Raw genomic sequence first — 19,999 nt, 5'->3', positions numbered from 1 at the left:
GAATGTGCGGCGGGCCGGGGTACGGGCGCGGTGCGGGTGGGTCGGGGTGCCGGGCAGGGGTATCTCCTCGGCTCGGCGCGTGCTGCCCTGGCACCGTATCTCCTCGGCTCGGCGCGTGCTGCCCCGGCCCGGCCAGACGGCCCCGGTCGCGCCTCGTCCTGCGGGGACACCCCTCCCCGTCCCCCCTCCACCAGCACGAGCCGGTTCCGCAAGCGGGTGGTGTCGTTCGGGCGGAGCCGTGGCGTGGGGTGGGGACACGGCGGAGTGTCCCCGCAGGACGAGCGCGCAACCCAACCCGCCTGCCCACGACAAAGCCGCACGCGCCGAGCCGAGGAGACATTCCGCCGGGGCACCGCCCCACACCCCATCACCACCCGCCCCGCAGGAACAGCCCACTACCGCCGAGCCGCGCAGCGAACCGGCCGAGGAGACACTCCGCCGGGGCACCGCCCCACACCCCATCACCACCCGCCCCGCAGGAACAGCCCCCACCGCTGAGCCCGCGCAGCGACCCGGCCGAGGAGACACTCCGCCGGGGCACCGCCCCACACCCCATCACCACCGGCCCACAGGAACAGCCCCCACCGCTGAGCCCGCGCAGCGACCGGCCGAGGAGACACTCCGCCGGGGCACCGCCCCACACCCCATCACCACCGCCCCGCAGGAACAGCCCCTACCGCCGAGCCCGCGCAGCGAACCGGCCGAGGAGACACTCCGCCGGAGCACCGCCCCACACCCCATCACCACCGGCCCACAGCAACCATGGCCACCCCCGGCGGGAGCCGCAGGGCACCGCCCCACACCGCATCACCACCGCCCCGCAGGAGCACCCACTACCGCCGAGCCGCGCAGCGAACCGGCCGAGGAGACACTCCGCCGGAGCACACCTCTGAGCGAAGGCCTGTGATCGCACGCCTCCGAGCGGACCCCGCCCTTCGCTCCCGGCACGCCCCGCAGTACGGAAGCGGCCGGGCGGGTCGGCGGCGTGCGCCTGCGGGGACCGGCACCGGAATCGCCCCCTGAGTGCGCCCTACCGCACTCCTCCCCCAGCGAGCACAATCGCCGTGACGACTCACACCGATCGTGAGGGAGGGAGCGCGTGCGCCATCAGGTGCGCACAGCGGACGGGCGCGCTCTGACCGTGGAGCGCTGGGGCGATCCGGAGGGCAAGCCCGTCTTCCTGCTCCACGGCATGCCCGGAAGCCGCCTGGGCCCGGCCCCCCGGGGCATGGTCCTCTACCAGCGCCGGATGCAGCTCATCGCCTACGACAGACCCGGCTACGGCGGCTCCGACCGTCACCCGGGCCGCACCGTCGCCGACGTGGCCCATGACGTGGCCGCCGTGGCCGACTCCCTCGGTCTGGACAGGTTCGCGGTGGCGGGCCGCTCCGGAGGCGCCGCCGGCGCCCTCGCCTGCGCCGCTCTGCTGCCGGAGCGGGTCACCCGCACCGCGGCGATGGTCGGGCTGGCTCCCCGGGACGCGGAGGACCTGGACTGGTTCGCCGGAATGGCCGCGTCGAACGTCCAGGAGTACACCACCGCCTCCACCGACCCCGAGGAACTGGCCGCCCGGCTGATCCCGCGCGCCGACGGCATCCGCAAGGATCCGGGGCGGCTCCTGGACGAGCTGCGCCGGGAGCTGACCGACAACGACCGCATGATCGTCTCGGACGCCGGGCTGCGGTCGATGCTGCTGCGGAACTACCGCGAGGGGCTGCGCCATTCGGCGTACGGCTGGATCGACGACGTCCTCGCCTTCAGCCGCCCCTGGGGCTTCGACCCGGCCGACATCCGCTGCCCGGTGCTGATCTGGCACGGGGAGCTCGACGTGTTCTCCCCCGTGGGCCACTCCCGCTGGCTGGCGCGCCGCATCCCCGGGGCCACCACCACCATCGAGCCGGCCGCCGCCCACTTCGCGGCCCTGCGCGCACTGCCCGACGTACTGAACTGGCTGCTGCGCGACCTCCCGACTCCACCGCTCAGCGAACAGCAGCCCGCATAAAGGCCGTTCGGCCCCCGTGCAGCATCCCCAGGGGGCTCCGCCCCGTTTCCGCAGCGCATCTGATTACGTGTCAACTAGCCGCAACGCCAAGGGAGCGGGGCCGCCACGGGGCGGGCGGCCGGGCGAGTCGTCCGCACCCGGAACCCGACCCGCGGCGAGGTCCGCCCCGCCTGTTCGGCGAGCACCTCGCACGGCGTCACGGCGAGCTCCGGCCAGGCGGTCGCACTGCGGGTACCCCGTCCGGACGGGCTGCCCGCAGTGCGACCGCGGCCCGTCCGCGACGGCCTTCCCCGGCGCCGCCGGGAGAAAAGGATCTTGCCGTCCGGCGAACGGCCGAATAAGCCACCTCGGGAAATACGCCGCACTCGCTATAGAACGGTTGACCAGGCGTCATGTCTCGGTTGCCAATGGGGTGTGGCCGAGTAAAGTCCACGCTTGACGGCAGCGCGTCGCTGTTGTCATTCACATGCCCATTCCACAGACTTCCCCGAGGACGGTGTCGTGAACACTTCCGCAACCCCCCCGACCAGCACGGTCAAGGCCCGCCGGGTGCCGCTCGCCAAGATCGACGTCGAGACCGCGTCCGCGGCCGCGACGCTCGGTCGCGTGCTCCCGGCCGCATCCGGCCGTCCGGTTCAGGCACCGATCTTCAACTCCGCGCTCTGAGGCGGAACGAGAGCTCTAGACTGGCGGAATGACCGGCCTGATCGCATTTCGCGAGATCGTCCTGAAAGTTCACAGCAGATGCGATCTTGCTTGTGATCACTGCTATGTCTACGAACACGCAGATCAGAGCTGGCGAGCCCGGCCGAAAGTGATCTCCCCCGAGGTTATTTCACGTACCGCGTCCAGGCTCGCCGAACATGCCCGTGACCATGCACTCCCCTCCGTCACGGTGATTCTCCACGGAGGGGAACCCCTGTTGGCGGGCACGGCCCGGCTCCGACTCGTCTGCGAGGAGTTCAGCCGGGCGCTCTCCGGGATCGCCGCCCTCGACCTGCGGATCCACACCAACGGGCTCCAGCTCGGCAGCCGTTGCCTCGACCTGTTCGCCGAGTTCGGCGTCCGGGTCGGCATCTCCCTCGACGGGGACCGCGCCGCCAACGACCGCCACCGCCGCTTCGCCGACGGCCGTACGAGCCATCCGCTGGTCCTCGCCGCCGTCGCACGGCTGCGTTCCGCGCCCTACCGCCACCTCTACCAGGGCCTGCTCTGCACCGTGGACGTGGCCAACGACCCCGTCGCCGTGCTCGACGCGCTCGTCGAACTCGAACCCCCGCGGGTGGACTTCCTCCTTCCGCACGCCACCTGGGAAACGCCGCCCGTCCGGCCGGACGGGGAGCCGGACGCCTATGCCCGCTGGCTCCTGCGGATCTTCGACCACTGGGAGCGGCTGGGCCGCCCGGTGCCCGTACGGCTCTTCGAGTCCCTGCTGTCCACCCTGCGCGGCGGCCCCAGCCTCACCGAGTCACTCGGCCTCGCGCCCACCGACCTCGTCGTCGTCGAGACCGACGGCACCCTGGAGCAGGTGGACTCCCTCAAGAGCGCCTTCGAGGGAGCCGCGGCCACCGGGTTCAACGTCTTCGAGCACTCATTCGACCAGGTCGCGGCCCATCCCGGGGTCCGTGCCCGGCAACTGGGCCTCGCGGGCGTCAGCGACACGTGCCGCCGCTGCCCCGTCGTACGTTCGTGCGGGGGCGGGCTCTACACCCACCGCTACCGCGAACGCAACGGCTTCGACAACCCCTCCGTGTACTGCACCGACCTGCGCGAACTCGTGGACGGGGTCGAGGGCCGCACCGCGCTCCGGGAGACCGCTCCCCAGCTGTCCGACCCGGCCGAACTGGCCCGCTCCCAGGAGGAGCTGACCCGGATCCTGCTGGCCCGGCTGAACGCGGACCTGGCCGCAGACCCCGACTGGGCGCACGCCTGGGAGCTGGTGGCCGCCGTGGAGCGGGCCGGGGAGGCGGGCGCCGACGCGCTGGACGCCGTACTGGACCACCCCTTCACCCGGACCTGGGTGCTGGCGTCCCTGGACGCCGCGCGGGACGGGCGTCCCGGCGCCCCGGAGGCGGCCCGCAGGCTCACCGCGCTGGCCGCCGCGGCCGTGCTGCGCGGGCGGCTGGACCTGCCGGCCGAGGTGGCCTACCGGGACGGCGAGGTGTACCTGCCGACCCTCGGGCTGCTGCGGCTCGGAGAGCCGGGCACGGAGGGCCGGGCCTCGCTGCGCGTCACCGACGACGGCTACGTGGCCCGGGACGGCCGCTCCGAGCACCGCTTCGGGCCGGCGGACGGCGACGCCCGCTGGCAGCCCGTACGCACCTGGTCGCCCGGCCCGGACGCGGCGCCGGTGGCACTGGAGGACCTCGACCCGTACCGCAACTGCTTCCCCCGCCCGCCCAGGCTGCGGCTCGGCGCCGGCGAGACCGAGGAGTGGCGGGGCAGGCTCGACCGGGCCTGGGCCCTGCTGCACAAGGCGGTGCCCGGGTTCGCCCGGGCGGCGGCGGCCGGGCTGACCACCCTGACGCCGCTCGCGGGCGGCCCACGGGCCGGTGGGTGGGGCGAGGCGGGCCGGCACGGGCCGGGTGCCCTCGGGGTGCCGTACGCGGCGGGCGTACGGGAGACCGCGCTCGCGCTGCTGACCGGTCGGCGGCGGACCCGGCTGCGGGCCCTGACCGAGGTCACCGACCTGTACGCGCTGGACGGGGAGTGGCAGCACCCTTCGCCGTGGCGGTCGCGCCCGGTGCCGGTGTCGCGGCTGCTGGCCGACGTGCACGAGCGGGTGGCGGTGGAGGCGTACCGGCGGGCGACGACGGGTCCCGAGCCGGGCGGCGCGGACCGCATCCACGAGGCGCTGGACCGGCTCTGGGCCGCGGCCGAGCTGACGGTCACCGGCAAGCGTCTGGTGGCGGAGCTGCGCTACGAGCTGAAGGCGGTCGACGCGTGAGCGCCCACTCCCCCGCCCCGGCACCCTCCCCGGCGGGCCCGGGCCGGGGCCGCCGGACCACGGGCGCCCTGCAGCTCGCGGTGCAGCTGCGGCTGCTCGGGGTGCGGCCCGGGATGCGGCTCCTGGTGCACGCCTCGCTGCGCGGGACCGGGCTGCGCGCGGAGCAGCTGCGCGACGCCCTGCGGGGCGTCCTGGGCCCGCGCGGGACCTTGGTGGTGCCGGCGTTCACCCCGCAGAACTCCAGGACGTCCAGCGCGCACCTGGAGCGGATCGCCGGCATGGACGAGGCCGAGGTGCGGGCCTTCGTCGACCGGATGCCCGCCTTCGACCCGGCGAGCACCCCCAGCCAGGGCATGGGGTCCCTCGCGGAGGCCGTCCGGACCGCGCCGGGCGCCGCGCGCAGCTCCCACCCGCAGACCTCCTTCGCCGCGCTCGGCGCGGACGCGGAGCGGCTCTGCGCGGGCCACCGCCTGGAAAGTCACCTGGGTGAGGAGACACCCCTGGGAAAGCTGTGCTGGGAGGGCGGACAGGTACTCATGATCAATGTGGGGTTTTCCGTCTGCACCGCGTTCCATCTCGCGGAGTATCGAATTCCGAAGCCCCCCTTGCGCATGTACGAGTGTGTGGTGAAGGTGAACCTTCCGGAGGGTCATCAGGGGTCCCGCCAGGAGGGGGAGTGGACCGCATACGAGGACGTCGCACTGGACGACGGTGATTTCGCGGAGATCGGCAGGGCGTTCCCGGATTCGCGGGTGCGCAGGGGGCGGGTCGGAGGGGCGTCGAGCATGCTCTTCTCCGTCCCGGAAGCCGTCGACCACGCCCTTGAGTGGATGACCGAAAACAGACGCTGATTGACTGAACGATGAGGGGATGTGGCGAAGCAGCTCCGGAATGATGTTTCTTCGCTCGCAGCTTCGGGACGGGGGGCGTGTGCCCGCATCAGTGCAGCCGTACTTTTTTCTCAGTTATGCGCATACACCGAGATTCGGGGCCGGGGGGCCCGACCCCGACATGTGGGTCGAGCGCCTCTTCCGGGATCTCTGCAGCCATGTCATGGCGCTGACGGATCTGCCGGCGGGGGCCGAGGCCGGTTTCATGGACCGGGAGATACGCAGTGGCGAGGGCTGGTCGGAGCGGCTCGGGGCGGCGCTCGCCACCTGCCGGGTCTTCGTCCCGTTGTTCTCGCCGCGGTATTTCGCCAGTGAGATGTGCGGCAAGGAGTGGTACGCCTTCGCCCAGCGGGCGATCCATCAGGGGGCCCTGAGCAACCAGCCCGCCGAGGCCATCGTGCCCGCGTTATGGGTGCCGGTGCCCCCGTCGCAACTCCCCGGCCCTGCGGAGCGGTTGCAGTTCAACCACAACACCTTCGGCGAGCGCTACGTCACCGACGGGCTGTACGGCCTGATCAAACTGCGCGGCTACGCCGAGCAGTACGAGCGGGCCGTGTACGAGCTGGCCAAGCGCATCGTGCGGGTCGCCGAGACCGTCCGGCTCGAACCGGTCCGCCCGCTGGACTACCGGGGGGTGCCGAGCGCCTTCGGCCCCACGGGCGGCGGCAGTCCCGCCCGCAGCCTGCACGTGACCGTCGCCGCCGCCTCCCGGCACGACCTGCCGGACGGCCGCAGCCCCGAGTACTACGGGGACAGTGCGCTGGAGTGGAATCCCTACCACCCGGTGGCGCAGCGGCCCATCGCCTACGTCGCCGAGGACCTGGTCAAGAACCTCAACTACCAGACCAGCATCGGTTCCTTCGACGACGAGGCCGGGCACTACGACAGCAAGCAGCCCCCCACCCGGCCGGAGATCCTGATCGTCGACCGCTGGGTGGTGGAGGACGAGCACCGCCGCCAGCGCCTGGCCGCCTTCGACCAGGAGTCCCGTCCGTGGGTCAACGTGGTCGTGCCGTGGAACCGCTACGACCACCAGAGCCGCGCGAAGGAGATCGAGCTGGCGCGGCGGCTGGAGGAGACGCTGCCCGTCAAGATGGGCCAGGGCCGGGCCGCCTGCCGGGCCGCCGCGAACGGGGTGGCCAACATGGAGACCCTCGGGCAGATCCTGCCGCAGGTGGTCGAGGCCGCGGCGCAGCAGTTCCTCAGGCACGCCCAGGTCTACCTGCCGGCCGGCAACACCCACACCGAACGCCCGCGGCTGCTGGGGCCGATGGGGATGAGCGGGCCTCCGGCCCCGCCACCGGCGCCCTTTCCGCCCGACACGTTCGGCGGCCACAACGACGGCAACGACAGCAACGACACCGACCGGGGGGACGCGGATGACAGCGAGTCGTGACAGCAGGGACGGCCGTGACGGACGCATCGTCACCTTCTACTCGTACAAGGGCGGCACGGGCCGCACCATGGCGCTCGCCAACACCGCCTGGATCCTGGCGGCCAACGGCAAGCGGGTCCTGGCCGTGGACTGGGACCTGGAGGCCCCGGGCCTGCACCGGTTCTTCCACCCCTTCCTGGACCCGTCGACGCTCGGGGCCACCACCGGGGTGATCGACCTGATCAGCGAGTACGCGTGGGCGGCCACCAGTCCGGTGACGCGCGCGGACGACTGGCACAAGGACTACGCGCGGATCCAGCCGCACGCCGTCTCCCTCACTCCGGAGACGCTGGGCTGGGAGTTCCCGGACGGTGGCACCCTGGACTTCGTCTCTGCGGGCCGGCAGAACCGCGAGTACTCGGCGACGGTGTCCACCTTCGACTGGGACAACTTCTACGACCGGCTCGGCGGCGGCCTGTTCTTCGACGCCTTACGCGCCGACATGAAGAGCAACTACGACTACGTCCTGATCGACAGCCGCACGGGTCTGTCCGACATCGCGGACATCTGCACCGTGCACCTGCCGGACGTCCTCGTCGACTGCTTCACGCTGTCCGACCAGTCCATCGACGGTGCCGCGTCCGTCGCCCGTCAGATCGACGAGCGGTTCAACGACCGCGGCATCAAGATCTATCCCGTTCCGATGCGGATCGACGAGGGCGAGAAGGAGAAGGCCGACGCGGGCCGGGCGCTGGCCCGGATCAAGTTCGACCGGTTCCCGGGCGGCCTGGTCGGGGACGAGCTGACCTCCTACTGGGGCGCGGTGGAGATCCCCTACCGGCCGTACTACGCCTACGAGGAGACGCTGGCCACCTTCGGCGACGAGGCGGGGCTGACCAACTCCCTCCTCTCGGCCTTCGAGCGGCTCACCGCCGTGGTCACCGAGGGCGAGATCACCTCCATGCCCGCCATCGGCGAGGAGGTCCGCCTGCGCATCAGGGACGCCTTCACGCGGCGGCGCCCGGCACTGCCGGCCGACCTGTTCCTGTCGTACGTGGCCGAGAACCGGATGTGGGCCGACTGGATCGAGTCGGTGCTGACCCGGGCCGGCTTCCGGGTGGTGCCGAAGGACGTATCGGCCGAGCGGCCCGCGCCGGCCCCGGGCACCGGGTCCGGCGGGGACACGCTGGGCGGCGGCACGGGCATCAGCATCGACACTGCCGCCCGGACCGTGGTGCTGCTCTCCACGGCCTACCTGAAGTCCGCGCGGGCCGTGGACGTGTGGGAGCGGGCGGCCGCCGAGGACCCGACCGGCGGCCGACGCCAGCTGGTGCCGCTGAGGGTGGGTGACGTACGGCTGTCCACGCCGTACATCGACCGCAACCCGGTGGACCTGTTCCGCCTCGACGAGGTGCACGCCACCGCCGCCCTGCTGCGTGCGGTGGAGAGGCCCATGGCCCTGCCCGACAGCGTGGCGAGCGCCTCGCAGCCCGGCCCCCGTTTTCCGGGGACCGTTCCGAAGATCTGGAACGCTCCGCCCCGCAATCCCGGGTTCACCGGCCGCAGCATCGTGCTGGAGCGGATGCGCGACCAGCTCGGCGGCGGCATGGCCGTGGTGCTCCCGCAGCCGCAGACGCTGTTCGGCCTCGGCGGCGTCGGCAAGACCCAGGTGGCGCTGGAGTACGTGCACCGGTTCATGGCCGACTACGACCTGGTGTGGTGGATCTCCTCGGAGCAGACCGACGACGTGGTCGCCGCCCTCGCGGAGCTGGCGGTACGGCTGGGGGCGCAGACCGGCGAGGACATGGCGGCCGCCTCCCAGGAGGCGATCGACCTGCTGCGGCGCGGGGTGCCGTCCTCCCGCTGGCTGCTGGTCTTCGACAACGCGGACGATCCCGAGACCCTCAAGCGGTTCTTCCCGCCGGGCGGTCCGGGGCACGTGCTGGTGACCTCCCGCAACCAGTCCTGGTCGCAGTACGGCGACGCGCTGCCGGTGGACGTGTTCCTGCGCGAGGAGTCCATCGAACACCTCCAGCGCCGGGCCCCCGGGCTCACCAAGGAGGACGCCGAGCAGGTGGCGATCGCGGTGGGCGACCTGCCGCTGGCCGTCGAACAGGCGGGCGCCTGGATCGCGGAGACCGCGACGCCGGTGGCCGCGTACATCGAGCAGCTGGCCCAGCAGGCGGCGAGCGTGCTGGGCCTGAACCAGCCGCCGGGATACCCGGAGCCGGTGGCCGCGACGTGGAACATCTCCATAGAACGGCTCCAGTCCCGTTCCCCGGCCGCGGTCCGGCTGCTCCAGCTGTGCGCCTTCCTGGCGCCGGAGCCGATCTCCGCGAGCCTGCTCTACAGCAAGGAGATGATCGACGCGCTCAAGCCGTACGACGCCTCGCTCCAGGAGAAGCTGGTGCTGGGCCGGGTGATCCGGGAGATCGGCCGGTTCGCGCTGGCCAAGGTGGACCAGGTCAGCAACAGCATCCAGGTGCACCGGCTGGTGCAGGCGGTGATCCGGTCGCAGATGCCGGAGGAGGACCAGCGGGAGGCCCGGCACGCCGTCCACCGGATCCTGGCCGGCGCCCGGCCCGACGACGACGAGCCGATCGACAACCCGGAGACCTGGCCGCGGTTCAACACCATCTGGTCCCACCTCACCCCGTCCGAGGCCCGGTACTGCAAGGAGCCGGAGACGCGCAGGCTGCTGATCGACCGGGTCCGCTACCTCTGGAAGCGCGGCGACTTCAAGGCCGCCTACCAGCTCGGCGAGGAACTGCGCGACGCCTGGAAGGAGATGCTCGGCAACGACGACCTGCAGTACCTCTACCTGCGTTTCCACCTGTCGAACATCCTGCGTTCGCAGGGCCGGTTCGTGGAGGCGAAGGAACTGGACGAGGTCACGCTGGAGCGGCAGCGGGCGGTGCTCGGTCCCTCGCACCCGCACACGTACATGACCATGAGCGGTCTGGCCAACACCCTCGGCGCGCTGGGCCAGTACGGACAGGCGATGGAACTGGCGACCGACGCGCACGAGGGCTTCAGCCAGATCTTCCACGAGGCGCACCCGCGGACCCTGGCCGCCGCGAACAACCTGGCGCTGAACCTGCGGCTGGTCGGCCAGTACACCAGGGCCCGCGAGATCGACACGGAGGTGTACGACCTGCGCACGGAGGTGCTCGGCCCGGAGCACCCGTACACCCTGTCGTCCGCGCAGAACCTCGCGCGCGACCTGCGCGAGGTGGGCCGGTACGAGGATTCGGTGCAGCTGCTGAGCCGTACGTACGAGATCTACAAGCGGACGCTGGGCAGGGCGTTCCCGGGCACCCTGGCGGCCGCGAAGAACCTGGCGGTGTCGCTGCGCCGGGCCGGGCAGCTGGAGGACGCACTGCGGCTGACGACGGCCACCCGGGCCCGCTACCGGGCCAAGTACACCTCGGTCAACCCGGACCTGCTCTCCTGCGAACTGAACCTGGCCTCGGACCTGTTCGCGACGGGGGACCCGGGCGGGGCGCGGGACCTGGCGCAGGAGGTGGTCGACGAGTACATGAAGGTCCCGGGCGAGCGGCACCCGTACACGCTGGCGGCGGTGAACAACCTGGCGGTCTTCCACTGGGGCACGGGTGCGGCGGAGCCGGCGGAGACGATGCTGCGGCAGACGATCCGGCTGATGCGGGACGTCCTGGGCGACAACCACCCGCACACGGTGTTCGCGCATCTCAACCTGGCCAACACCCGGGCCGACCGGGGCGATCCGGAGGGGGCCCTGGAGCTGGAGCGGCTCGCCGTGCTGCGGCTGCGCGAGGCGCTCGGGGCGCATCATCCGGAGACCCTGGCGAGCAGCTCCAACATGGCGATCAGCCTGGACTCGATGGGCCGCAAGGAGGAGGCGGCCCGGCTGCGCGCCGAGGTGGTGTCCGAGCTGACCCGGCTGCTCGGCGAGGACCACAGCCTGACCCGGTACGCGCGTGACGAGCGGCGGGTCCACCGGGACCTGGAGCCGCTCGCCGTGTGATCCGACGGAGGACGGCGGGGGCCTCGGTCCCCGCCGCCCGCCACCCGAGACGAGGGGGGCGTTGTGACCGACAGCACGACCTTTCGAAACGAGGACCTGCCGGCCCTCTTCCACCACACGGACCAGGCGGCGGTCTCCCGGCAGCGGGAGTCCACCCATGCCACGCGGGCGCAACTGCTGCTGCTCGTGGCGGCCGCGGGAGCCGCCGCACTGCCGCCGGGGCCGGAGCTCGGCCCGCTGCACCTGTTCGGGCTGCTGAGCGTGCTCTCGTACGCGGCGGTGCTGGGCGTGGGGATGCGGGCGACCAGGCGCCGGGCCAGGCCGCAGTGGCAGCTCAACCGCAGTGCTGCGGAGTTCATCAAGTCGCTTGCCTGGCGGTACGCGGTGCACGGGGCGCCGTTCGGCAGTGACGTGGCCGATCCCGGGGAGACGTACCGGACGCGGCTGGAGGCGGGTCTTGCCGAGCTGCGGAAGATGGGCTGGGAGGATCCGCGGACGGCGGGCGCGGTGCCGGAGGGTGCGGAGATCACCGGGGCGATGCAGCGGCTGCGCGGCAGGGACTACCACGTGCGGCGCGAGACGTACGTACGGGACCGGCTGATCGAGCAGCGCAACTGGTACCGGCGGCGGACGGAGGTGTCCCGGCGGGCGACGCGCCTGTGGTCGTGGACGATCGTCCTGCTGACCTGTCTGGCCCTGCTGTTCGCGCTGCTGAGGACGTTCGGCTCGGGCCCGGGGGCGGGCCTGACGGGACTGCTGAGCACGGCGGCGGCGGCCGGCATCGCCTGGAACGAGGTGCGCCGCCACCATCCGCTGATCGAGGCGCACACGCTGATCGAGCAGGACCTGGCGGCGATGATGGTCGTGATGCAGACGACCATCACCGAGGTCCAGTGGCCCTCGTCGGTGTACGAGACCGAGCGGTACGTCTCGCCGCAGCACACGGACTGGCTGGCCCGGCACAGCAGTTGAGGCGTGTGGTCGCGGGCGGGAGGGCGTGGCTCAGTCCCGGGTCACGCCCTCGCGCCACAGGACGGTGACCGGCTTGCCCAGGGAGCGGGCGTAGGCCACGATCTCGGCGGTGCCGCCGTGGCCGCGGGCGGGCCGGCCGTCCCAGACGGCGACGAGCCGGTCGCAGGAGTCGGCGATGTAGGTGCCCGCGGCGTAGTAGGCCTCGTCCGTGGAGCGGGCGAAGTCCATGCGGATCTCCTGGGTGGCGCGGAGCCTGAGGCGCCGGTAGCGGTCCAGCGCCTCGGCGCCCTCGAAGGCCTCTTCGTAGTCCTCGCTGGGGATCACCACGGTGAGGTCGGCGCCGCATTCGAGTGCGATGGCCGCGAACAGCTGGTCCGCTCCGTCGGCGAGGCTGGAGAGGGCCTCCAGCGGCCCTTCGTGGCCGTCCAGTACGGCCCGCAGGCCGTTCTCCACATGGCCGAGCACCGAGTCGGGGATGGACCGGTGCCCGGTCACGCCGATGCGTTTCATGCAGGAACCTGCTTCCCCCGTGGACACGGCCGCCCTGGACATCCTCCCAGAAGGCGGGAGGACGTCCAGGGTGCCGGCAGGGGCGCGCGGGGCACGGTCAGTAGACGCTGACCCCGTAGGCGTTGAGCGCTTCGACCACGGGCTGGAAGAAGGTCGTGCCGCCGGAGGAGCAGTTGCCGCTGCCGCCGGAGGTGAGGCCGACGGCGCGGGTGCCGGAGTAGAGCGGGCCGCCGCTGTCGCCGGGCTCGGCGCACACGTTGGTGCGGATCATGCCGTAGACGACGTCGCCGCCGCCGTAGTTGACGGTGGCGTTGAGGCCGGTGACCCGGCCGCTGTGGGTGCCGGTGGTGGAGCCTCGCCGGGTCACGGACATGTTGACCGTGGCGTTGACGGCACTGGTGATGTCCTGGCTGCCGACGGTCCCGGGGGGCGTGGGCGTGTTGCTGGCGTACTTGATGAGGCCGTAGTCGTTGTTGGGGAAGCTGGACCCCGTCGTAGAGCCGAGGACGTTCGTCCGGGCGGAGTTGGTCCACCAGGTGCCCGCGCCGTCGGTGCAGTGTCCGGCGGTCAGGGCGTAGTAGTTGCTTCCGCTGCGGACGTTGAAGCCGAGCGAGCAGCGCCAGCTGTTGGCGTAGATGGCGTCGCCGCCGGAGGCGAGCTTGGTGAGCCTGCCCGGGATGCGCTCGATGCGCAGTGCCCCGGCGTCGGTTCCGGCCTCGCGCTTGATTCTCGCGATGGCGGCGGCGGAGACGGTGGAGTCGGCGGAGACCACGAGGGTTCCGGTGGCGGGGTCGGCGTGCCAGGCGGTGCCCGCGACGTCGGCCCGCAGGACGGAGGCGCCGGCGGCGGCGAGCCGGTCGGCGCTGAACCTGCCGTCCTGGGGGTCCGCGCTCGCCGCGGTGGGAGCGGCGAGCGCTGCGGCGGCGGCCAGGCCGGTGGCCACCGCGAGCAGCCTGTTACGGGTGGTGCGCTTGATCCTCACTTCTCGTCCTCCTGGAGAGGGTCGGGGGCCGGCGGTCGTGGGGGTGCCAGGGCCCGTGAGGCGCAGCCGGGGGCACGGCGGGCGCATGAACTTTGGCCGTGCCCCTGACAAGCGCTGTCGGGAGTGTCCTGGCGTCGGATACCGGTCGCAAGAGCGGCTTTCGGCCTCCGCCCGCCGCCTTTCACCGTGCGGGGCGGCGTGTTCCGGGGTGGGGGGAAAGGCCGTGGGAAGGGGTCCGCGAGGGCGCGGCCGGGCGGCGCGGCGGAGCCCGGTCGGGCTCCGTGGTGACCGCGCCCCGCGCGCCGGATATGCCGGCCTGCGGGCGGTGGAGGGGGCGTGGGGCGCGCCGTGCGCCGGCTCCGTGGGGGGTGCGCCCGGCGGCCCTGGACCGCAGGGCCGGCTTCCGGTCGGGGCCGGGCCGGTGCGGGCCCGTGCCGGAGGGGGTCACCGGGACGGTCCGGACGTACGCGGGCGCGGGGGAACGCCCCGGCGGTACGGGGGCGGGATCGCCCGGGCGGGTTTCGGCGCACGTGGGGACGCGGCCGAAGGCGCGGGCCGGCCCGGGCCCATAGGGCCGGATCACGGCGGGCCGGGCGGCCGCCGCGGGCTTCCGGGACGGCTCGGGCGGGCGGGGGCCGGTCGCGGGTGCAGACCGGGGCGCGCGGCCCCGGCGTTCGCGGTCCCCGGCGGCGGCGCGGACCGGACGGCCGCCGCGGGCGGACCGGGAGCGTGTCCGCACAGCGGCGCCGGCCACCCGACAGGAGGGCCCTGCGGCGTCCGGTGCCGTGGCCGGTGAGGCGGGGCGGCACCCGTGCGCGGGACGCGGTGGGGGGTGTCCGGCCGTGCGGCGGGGCGCGGCGCGGCCCGCCGCACGGCGAGCGGGACTTCTCGGACACGACCCCGGACCCGGAACGGCCGGAATTCGACCTTCCGGGGCGGCGGCGGGCCGACGGCCGCCGTCCGGCACGGGGGGACCGTACGGGTCGGACCCGGGCGCGGCAGGGTGCCCGCGCCGTGTCCGCCGGGCCGCGTGCGGATCGTCTGCGTGATCGCTCATCCCGCTCAGCCCTTCCACGCGCGTCCGGACGGGAATCCCCGCATACGCCGTCCGGGCGCGTGGAACTGACGCGGACTCAGTCGCAGCAGCAGCCGCAGTTGCAGTCGCAGCAGCCGCCGCCGCCCCCGCCGCCGCCGGAGCCGCCCTCGGAACCGCCGGTCGACGAGGCGCCCGGCCGGCAGCAGTCGCAGCATTCGCAGGCGTCGCACCACGGGTCGCGCTTCTTGCGCGACCAGGGGCCCTCGTGCTCGGTGCAGCAGATCTGGCAGGTGCAGAAGAGCCCGATCGCCACGGCGCAGCCGGCCAGCAGTCCGCGACGCGGCTTCTGCGGGTGCCGGCCGCCACCGCCGGAACCGTCGCCCCCGCCGAAGCCGCCGCCACCACCGAAGCCGCCGCCGTACCCGCCGGGGCCGCTGCCGCCGCCCGGGGCCTGCGGGGTGTTCGCGCCGTGCGGGCCGGCGCCGTAGGGGTTCGCGCCGTGCGGAGCACCGCCGTAGGGGTTGCCGCCGTGCGGGCCGCCGCCGTACGGGTTGCCGCCGCTCCCGCCGTACGGGTTGCCGCCGTTCCCGCCGTACGGGTTCGAGCCGTACGGGTCCGGGCCCTGCCCGGCCGAGGCGGTGGCCGTGTGGCCGCAGCTCATGGTCCCGAAGGCCCGGTCGACGGAGGTGCGCAGTTCGTGCACGAGCAGTTGGTGGGCGAGGCCCGCGTCCGCGAACTCGACCTCGCCCAGCGCCAGCCTGATGCCGTGCAGGGCGTCGTCGCAGAGCCTGCGGGCCTCGGTGAGCGAGGTCCCTGTGGCGGTGAGCGGGTTCCAGGCGCCCGCCTCCGCGTCGGCGTCCCGGTCCTCGACCGCGTCCAGCAGGTGCGCGAGCCGCCCGAAGTACCGGCCGGCCTCGGCGAGCGCGGCGGCATTGCCCGGCCGTCCGGCCAGCTGCGCGGTATGCGCGAAGGCGGCCGCCGTCGCGGTCTCCGTCGGCTCGGTCACCACGAGCACGGACGTGCCGGGGCCGGCCAGGGTCTCGATGCCCGCCTGCCGGTCCACCGCATCCACGAGCACCGCGGTGTCGAAGCCGAGCGAGGCGCCGGTGCGCGCACCGGCGCGGTCCCAGCCCCGGGCCACCTTGCGCGCGGCGGCGGCGATCGGGGCACGGGCCAACAGCCCGTCCCGGTCCGCCACGTGGTCGCGCACCTTGGCGGAGGCCAGGACCAGGGAGACGGCGGCCGCGAGGCGGGCGCCCTCGCCCTTGGCGACGGCGGCGGTGCGCATCCCCCGCAGCGGGCAGGGGCCCGCGGTGCGCCGGGAGCCGGGTGCGGGACCCGACTGAGCCTCCGTCAGAACCGAAACGAGCAAACCGTCATAGTTCGTGACGATCCGGGCGAGCTGCCCGTGATCCCTCCGAAGTGCCAGGCACAGCCCGCACAGATGGGCCATCCATTCCGCCTTGAACCGCTCCCCGAGCCGGTGCGTGCAAGGTCTGACTATGCCGAACAAGCTGCTCCCCCGTGTGTCGTACGCGTGCCTGCCCGGCATCGTATCGACCCGCGTCTTTCACCCGTACGTCCCCGCCGCCCACCCGTACGGCGGCGGTCGTCGTATTTTCACTCAGTCAGCAGCGGTAACGACCAGGATCCTTGACCGTGCAACGGATGTTCTGCACCAGTACCGTCACGAAACCCCTGCGCGGCGACTATCCACTTGGCGCGTTGTCAGCATCATGGACGAGCATAGGGGCAGCGGAGAGAAAGACAGACTGACCGCGGTGAAAGGAGGCAGTCCATGGGTTCGGTGCGCAAGGCGAGTGCCTGGCTGGGTCTCGTGGAGGACAGCGACGACGAGCGCTACTACGACGATGACTATGCGGAGGGCGCCCACGGTTCCGTGGCGGGCCCCGGTGACCAGTGGGTGACCGACCCCCGCGTCAAGGTGGCCTCCGAGTCGGCCGTGGAGCACGGCCGCCGGATCGCGACGGTCACCCCGGACGGATTCCGTGACGCGCGCGGCATCGGCGAGCTGTTCCGCGACGGCGTCCCGGTCATCGTGAACCTGTCGTCGATGGACCCGACCGACGCGAAGCGCGTCGTCGACTTCGCGGCCGGTCTGACCTTCGGGCTGCGCGGTTCGATCGAGCGGGTGGCGACCAGGGTCTTCCTCCTGACCCCGGCCGACACCCAGATCGTCAGCGGCGAGGCGGGCGGCCGCTCGCGCGACTTCTTCAACCAGAGCTGAGCAGGGCCCTCACCGGAAGGCATCCAGCCCGGTGAGCGCCTTGCCCAGCACCAGCTGGTGCATCTCGACGGTGCCCTCGTAGGTGAGGACCGACTCGAGGTTGGTGGCGTGCCGCATGACGGGATATTCCAGGGAGATCCCGTTGGCGCCGAGGATGGTCCGCGCGGTGCGGCAGATCTCGATGGCCTCGCGGACGTTGTTGAGCTTGCCGAAACTGATCTGCTCCGGCCGCAGGGTGCCAGCGTCCATCCGCCGGCCCAGGTGGTGGGCGAGCAGGATGCCCTTGTGGAGTTCGAGGGCCATGTCCGCGAGTTTGGCCTGGGTGAGCTGGAAGCCGCCGATCGGCTTGCCGAACTGCTCCCGCGTCCTCGCGTAGTCGAGCGCGGCCTCGAAACTGGCGCGCGCCGCGCCCATGGATCCCCAGATGATCCCGTACCGCGCGTGGCTGAGACAGCCGAGCGGCCCCTTGAGACCCGTGACGAGCGGCAGCACCGCGTCGGCGGGCAGCCGTACGTCGTCCATGACCAGCTCGCTGGTGACGCTGGCCCGCAGCGACCACTTGTGCTTGATCTCCGGAGCGGAGAACCCGGGCGTGTCGGTGGGCACGGCGAAGCCGCGGATGCCGTCGTCGGTCTGCGCCCACACCACGGCCACCGAGGCGACGGAGCCGTTGGTGATCCACATCTTGCGCCCGTTGAGCACCCAGTCGGTGCCGTCGCGCTTGGCGTACGTCCGCATCGCGGCGGGGTCGGAGCCCACATCGGGCTCGGTCAGCCCGAAGCAGCCGATCAGCTCGCCCGCGGCCATGCCGGGCAGCCAGCGCTGCTTCTGCTCCTCGGAGCCGTACTTCCAGATCGCGTACATGGCCAGCGATCCCTGTACGGAGACCAGCGAGCGGATGCCGGAATCGGCGGCCTCCAGCTCCAGGCAGGCGAGGCCGTACTGCACGGCGCTGGCACCGGCGCACCCGTAGCCCTCGAGGGACATCCCGAGCGCCCCGATGGCACCGAGTTCCCGGGCCAGATCCCGGATCGCGGGCAGCTCTCCGGTCTCGTACCACTGGGCGATGTGCGGCAGCACCCGGTCGGCGGCCCAGCCGCGGACGGTGTCCCGGACGGCGCGGTCCTCGGGCCCGAGGAGCTCGTCGAGCCCGAGCGGATCGGTGGGAACGAAGGACACGGGGCCTCCCGGCGGCCTGAGCGGAACCTAGCGGCGCAAGTTTTTGCGCCCACCCGACGCTATTGGCCTGCGGCGGGCAAATCCAGCCCTGATGTCCGGCGCCGGCCGCCCCTCACCGCTCCGGCCCCCGGCGTTCGGGGCCCGCGGTCAGCCGGCCTGCTCGACCGGGGTCGGCCGCGCCGCGTCGCCCTTCGCCTGCGCGGGCAACCGCACGGGCTCGGCGTCGCCCGACACCCCGCAGTCCATGACCCGCGGCAGCTTCAGCGCCATCACCGCCCCCGCGAACAGCAGCCCCGCGCTCACCAGCAGCGTGACGTGCAGCCCGTGCACGAAGGAGTGCCGCGCCGCCGCGTACAGCGAGGCCCCGGCCGGGCCGCCGAGGCCCGCCGCGATCTGGTAGGCCTCGCCCAGGGAGTTCGCCGCGCCCGCCGAGTCCGCCGCCGAGACCCCGGGGACGGAGACGAGCCCCGGCCGGTACGCCGCGTTCATCACGCTGCCCAGCAGGGCGATGCCGATGCCCGCGCCCAGCTGGTAGGAGGTCTCGCCGATCGAGGCCGCCCCGCCCGCGGTCTCGGCCGGGGCCTCGCTCAGCATCGACTCGTACGCGGCGAACAGCGTGGTCTGCAGTCCGAAGCCGAGCAGGATGAAGCCGACGGTCAGCAGCACCGGCCGGTCCTGCTGGCCCATCAGCGTCAGCAGCAGCACGGCGAAACCCGTCAGCAGGAAGCCCAGCGACACCATGGTGCGCGGCCCGACCCGGGCCAGGGTGTAGGAGCCGGTGGCGCCCGCGGCCATGGCGGCGAAGGTCAGCGGCAGCAGTCGCAGGCCGGTTTCCAGCGGGCTGAGGTGCAGGACCAGCTGGAGGTACTGCACGGCGATCAGCTCCAGCCCCACCAGCGCGAGCATGGCGAGGACGATGCAGGCGACCGAGGTGGAGAAGGCGGCCCGGGAGAACATCCGCATGTCGATCAGCGGGTGCTCGCGCCGCTTCTGGCGGCGTACGAACAGCACGAGCAGCACCGCGCCGAGCAGCAGCGGTACCAGCGCCTGTGCGTCGAGCAGCTGCCGTTCGGCACCGAGCCGCTTGATCCCGAGCACCGAGCCGAGCACGCCGGCGGCGGCCATCAGCGCGCCGAGCACGTCCCACGGACCGTCCGCGGAGCCGCGCGACTCCGGCAGCAGCCAGCGTCCGAGCGGCAGGATCAGCGCCATCAGGGGGATGTTGATGAGGAAGACGGAGCCCCACCAGAAGTGCTCGATGAGGAAGCCCCCGAGGACCGGGCCGCTGGCCGCGCCGATCGCGGCGACGGCGGTCCAGATGCCGATGGCCAGGGCCCGCTCGCGCCGGTCGGGGAAGACCTGGCGCAGGATCGACAGGGTGGCCGGCATGATCATCGCGCCGCCGATGCCCAGCAGGGCGCGCGCGGCGATGAGCACCTGGGCGTTGTCGGCGAGGGCCGCTGTCGCGGAGGCCACGCCGAAGAGTCCGTAGCCGAGGAGGAGGACGCGGCGGCGGCCGACCCGGTCGCCGAGGGTGCCGAAGAGGATCAGCAGCGAGGCGCAGACCAGCGGATAGGCGTCGACGACCCAGAGGAGCTCGATCGGGCCGGGCCGCAGGTCCTCCGTGACGGACGGGACCGCGACGTGCAGGATCGTCGCGTCGAGCGCGACGAGGACCAGGCTGACGCAGAGAACCGCCAGGACGACCCAGCGGTTGGCACCGCCGGAGGCCGCTCCCAGTCGCTGCCAGGGCGAAGGGGTCCCGGCCGTGGCCGCGTTCGTCCCCGCCATGCATGTACCTCCCAGGTGATCCCTCGCGCTCGGTGGACCAGCGTCTTGTGGAGCCACGGGG

At 72.9% G+C, this 19,999-nt stretch carries 13 protein-coding genes; 8 read left to right on the top strand and 5 right to left on the bottom strand.

The features are described 5' to 3' along the window. The first annotated feature begins 1,099 nt into the window (after window positions 1-1,099). The 7 genes from IH80_RS0124775 (at window position 1,100) to IH80_RS0124745 (ending at window position 12,192) form a co-directional block, all read left to right on the top strand. A complete protein-coding gene (locus tag IH80_RS0124775) occupies window positions 1,100-2,002 on the top strand; it encodes an alpha/beta fold hydrolase (protein WP_030963399.1) in 903 nt (300 codons plus the stop codon). 501 nt (window positions 2,003-2,503) lie between these two features. After that, window positions 2,504-2,668, top strand: a complete 165-nt coding sequence (gene fxsA / locus IH80_RS41530; protein ID WP_063757333.1) for an FxSxx-COOH cyclophane-containing RiPP peptide — start codon at window positions 2,504-2,506, stop codon at window positions 2,666-2,668. Window positions 2,669-2,696: 28 nt separating this feature from the next. After that, window positions 2,697-4,949 carry a radical SAM/SPASM protein FxsBH, inactivated beta-hydroxylase extension form gene (gene fxsBH / locus IH80_RS0124765; protein WP_030963398.1) on the top strand — a complete coding sequence of 751 codons (2,253 nt, stop codon included), beginning with the start codon at window positions 2,697-2,699 and terminating at the stop codon, window positions 4,947-4,949. Further along, window positions 4,946-5,800, top strand: coding sequence for an aminoglycoside N(3)-acetyltransferase (locus IH80_RS0124760; RefSeq protein ID WP_420708853.1), 855 nt, complete (start codon window positions 4,946-4,948; stop codon window positions 5,798-5,800). The genes fxsBH and IH80_RS0124760 overlap by 4 nt, the downstream gene beginning before the upstream one ends. A gap of 43 nt (window positions 5,801-5,843) precedes the next feature. Next, entirely contained in the window at window positions 5,844-7,235 is a 1,392-nt protein-coding gene (locus IH80_RS0124755) for a TIR-like protein FxsC (RefSeq protein WP_234432378.1), read from the top strand. Then, a complete protein-coding gene (fxsT, locus tag IH80_RS0124750; protein WP_030963393.1) occupies window positions 7,219-11,220 on the top strand; it encodes an FxSxx-COOH system tetratricopeptide repeat protein in 4,002 nt (1,333 codons plus the stop codon). The genes IH80_RS0124755 and fxsT overlap by 17 nt, the downstream gene beginning before the upstream one ends. A gap of 63 nt (window positions 11,221-11,283) precedes the next feature. Next, window positions 11,284-12,192 carry a DUF4231 domain-containing protein gene (locus IH80_RS0124745; RefSeq protein ID WP_030963392.1) on the top strand — a complete coding sequence of 303 codons (909 nt, stop codon included), beginning with the start codon at window positions 11,284-11,286 and terminating at the stop codon, window positions 12,190-12,192. 30 nt (window positions 12,193-12,222) lie between these two features. On the opposite strand, the gene IH80_RS0124740 is transcribed toward IH80_RS0124745, so the two are convergent. From IH80_RS0124740 to IH80_RS0124730, 3 genes are all read right to left on the bottom strand, one after another. Beyond that, window positions 12,223-12,702 carry a hypothetical protein gene (locus IH80_RS0124740; RefSeq protein ID WP_030963390.1) on the bottom strand — a complete coding sequence of 160 codons (480 nt, stop codon included), beginning with the start codon at window positions 12,700-12,702 and terminating at the stop codon, window positions 12,223-12,225. Window positions 12,703-12,799: 97 nt separating this feature from the next. Then, window positions 12,800-13,684 carry a S1 family peptidase gene (locus tag IH80_RS0124735; RefSeq protein WP_030963389.1) on the bottom strand — a complete coding sequence of 295 codons (885 nt, stop codon included), beginning with the start codon at window positions 13,682-13,684 and terminating at the stop codon, window positions 12,800-12,802. 1,133 nt (window positions 13,685-14,817) lie between these two features. After that, window positions 14,818-16,233, bottom strand: coding sequence for a DUF5685 family protein (locus tag IH80_RS0124730; protein WP_037881003.1), 1,416 nt, complete (start codon window positions 16,231-16,233; stop codon window positions 14,818-14,820). Between the two features lie 285 nt (window positions 16,234-16,518). Here IH80_RS0124730 and IH80_RS0124725 point away from each other — a divergent pair, with 285 nt between their 5' ends. Beyond that, window positions 16,519-16,968, top strand: a complete 450-nt coding sequence (locus IH80_RS0124725) for a cell division protein SepF (protein WP_030963386.1) — start codon at window positions 16,519-16,521, stop codon at window positions 16,966-16,968. 9 nt (window positions 16,969-16,977) lie between these two features. Here IH80_RS0124725 and IH80_RS0124720 read toward each other — a convergent pair whose 3' ends face one another. Further along, window positions 16,978-18,147, bottom strand: coding sequence for an acyl-CoA dehydrogenase family protein (locus IH80_RS0124720; RefSeq protein WP_030963385.1), 1,170 nt, complete (start codon window positions 18,145-18,147; stop codon window positions 16,978-16,980). A gap of 147 nt (window positions 18,148-18,294) precedes the next feature. Continuing rightward, complete coding sequence (locus IH80_RS0124715; RefSeq protein WP_078906730.1) at window positions 18,295-19,938, bottom strand: MFS transporter; 1,644 nt, start codon at window positions 19,936-19,938, stop codon at window positions 18,295-18,297. Window positions 19,939-19,999 lie beyond the last annotated feature (61 nt).

This window comes from Streptomyces sp. NRRL S-378 (genome assembly GCF_000720645.1).
GTDB lineage: Bacteria > Actinomycetota > Actinomycetes > Streptomycetales > Streptomycetaceae > Streptomyces.
This window is presented reverse-complemented; position numbering and strand designations above follow the sequence as displayed.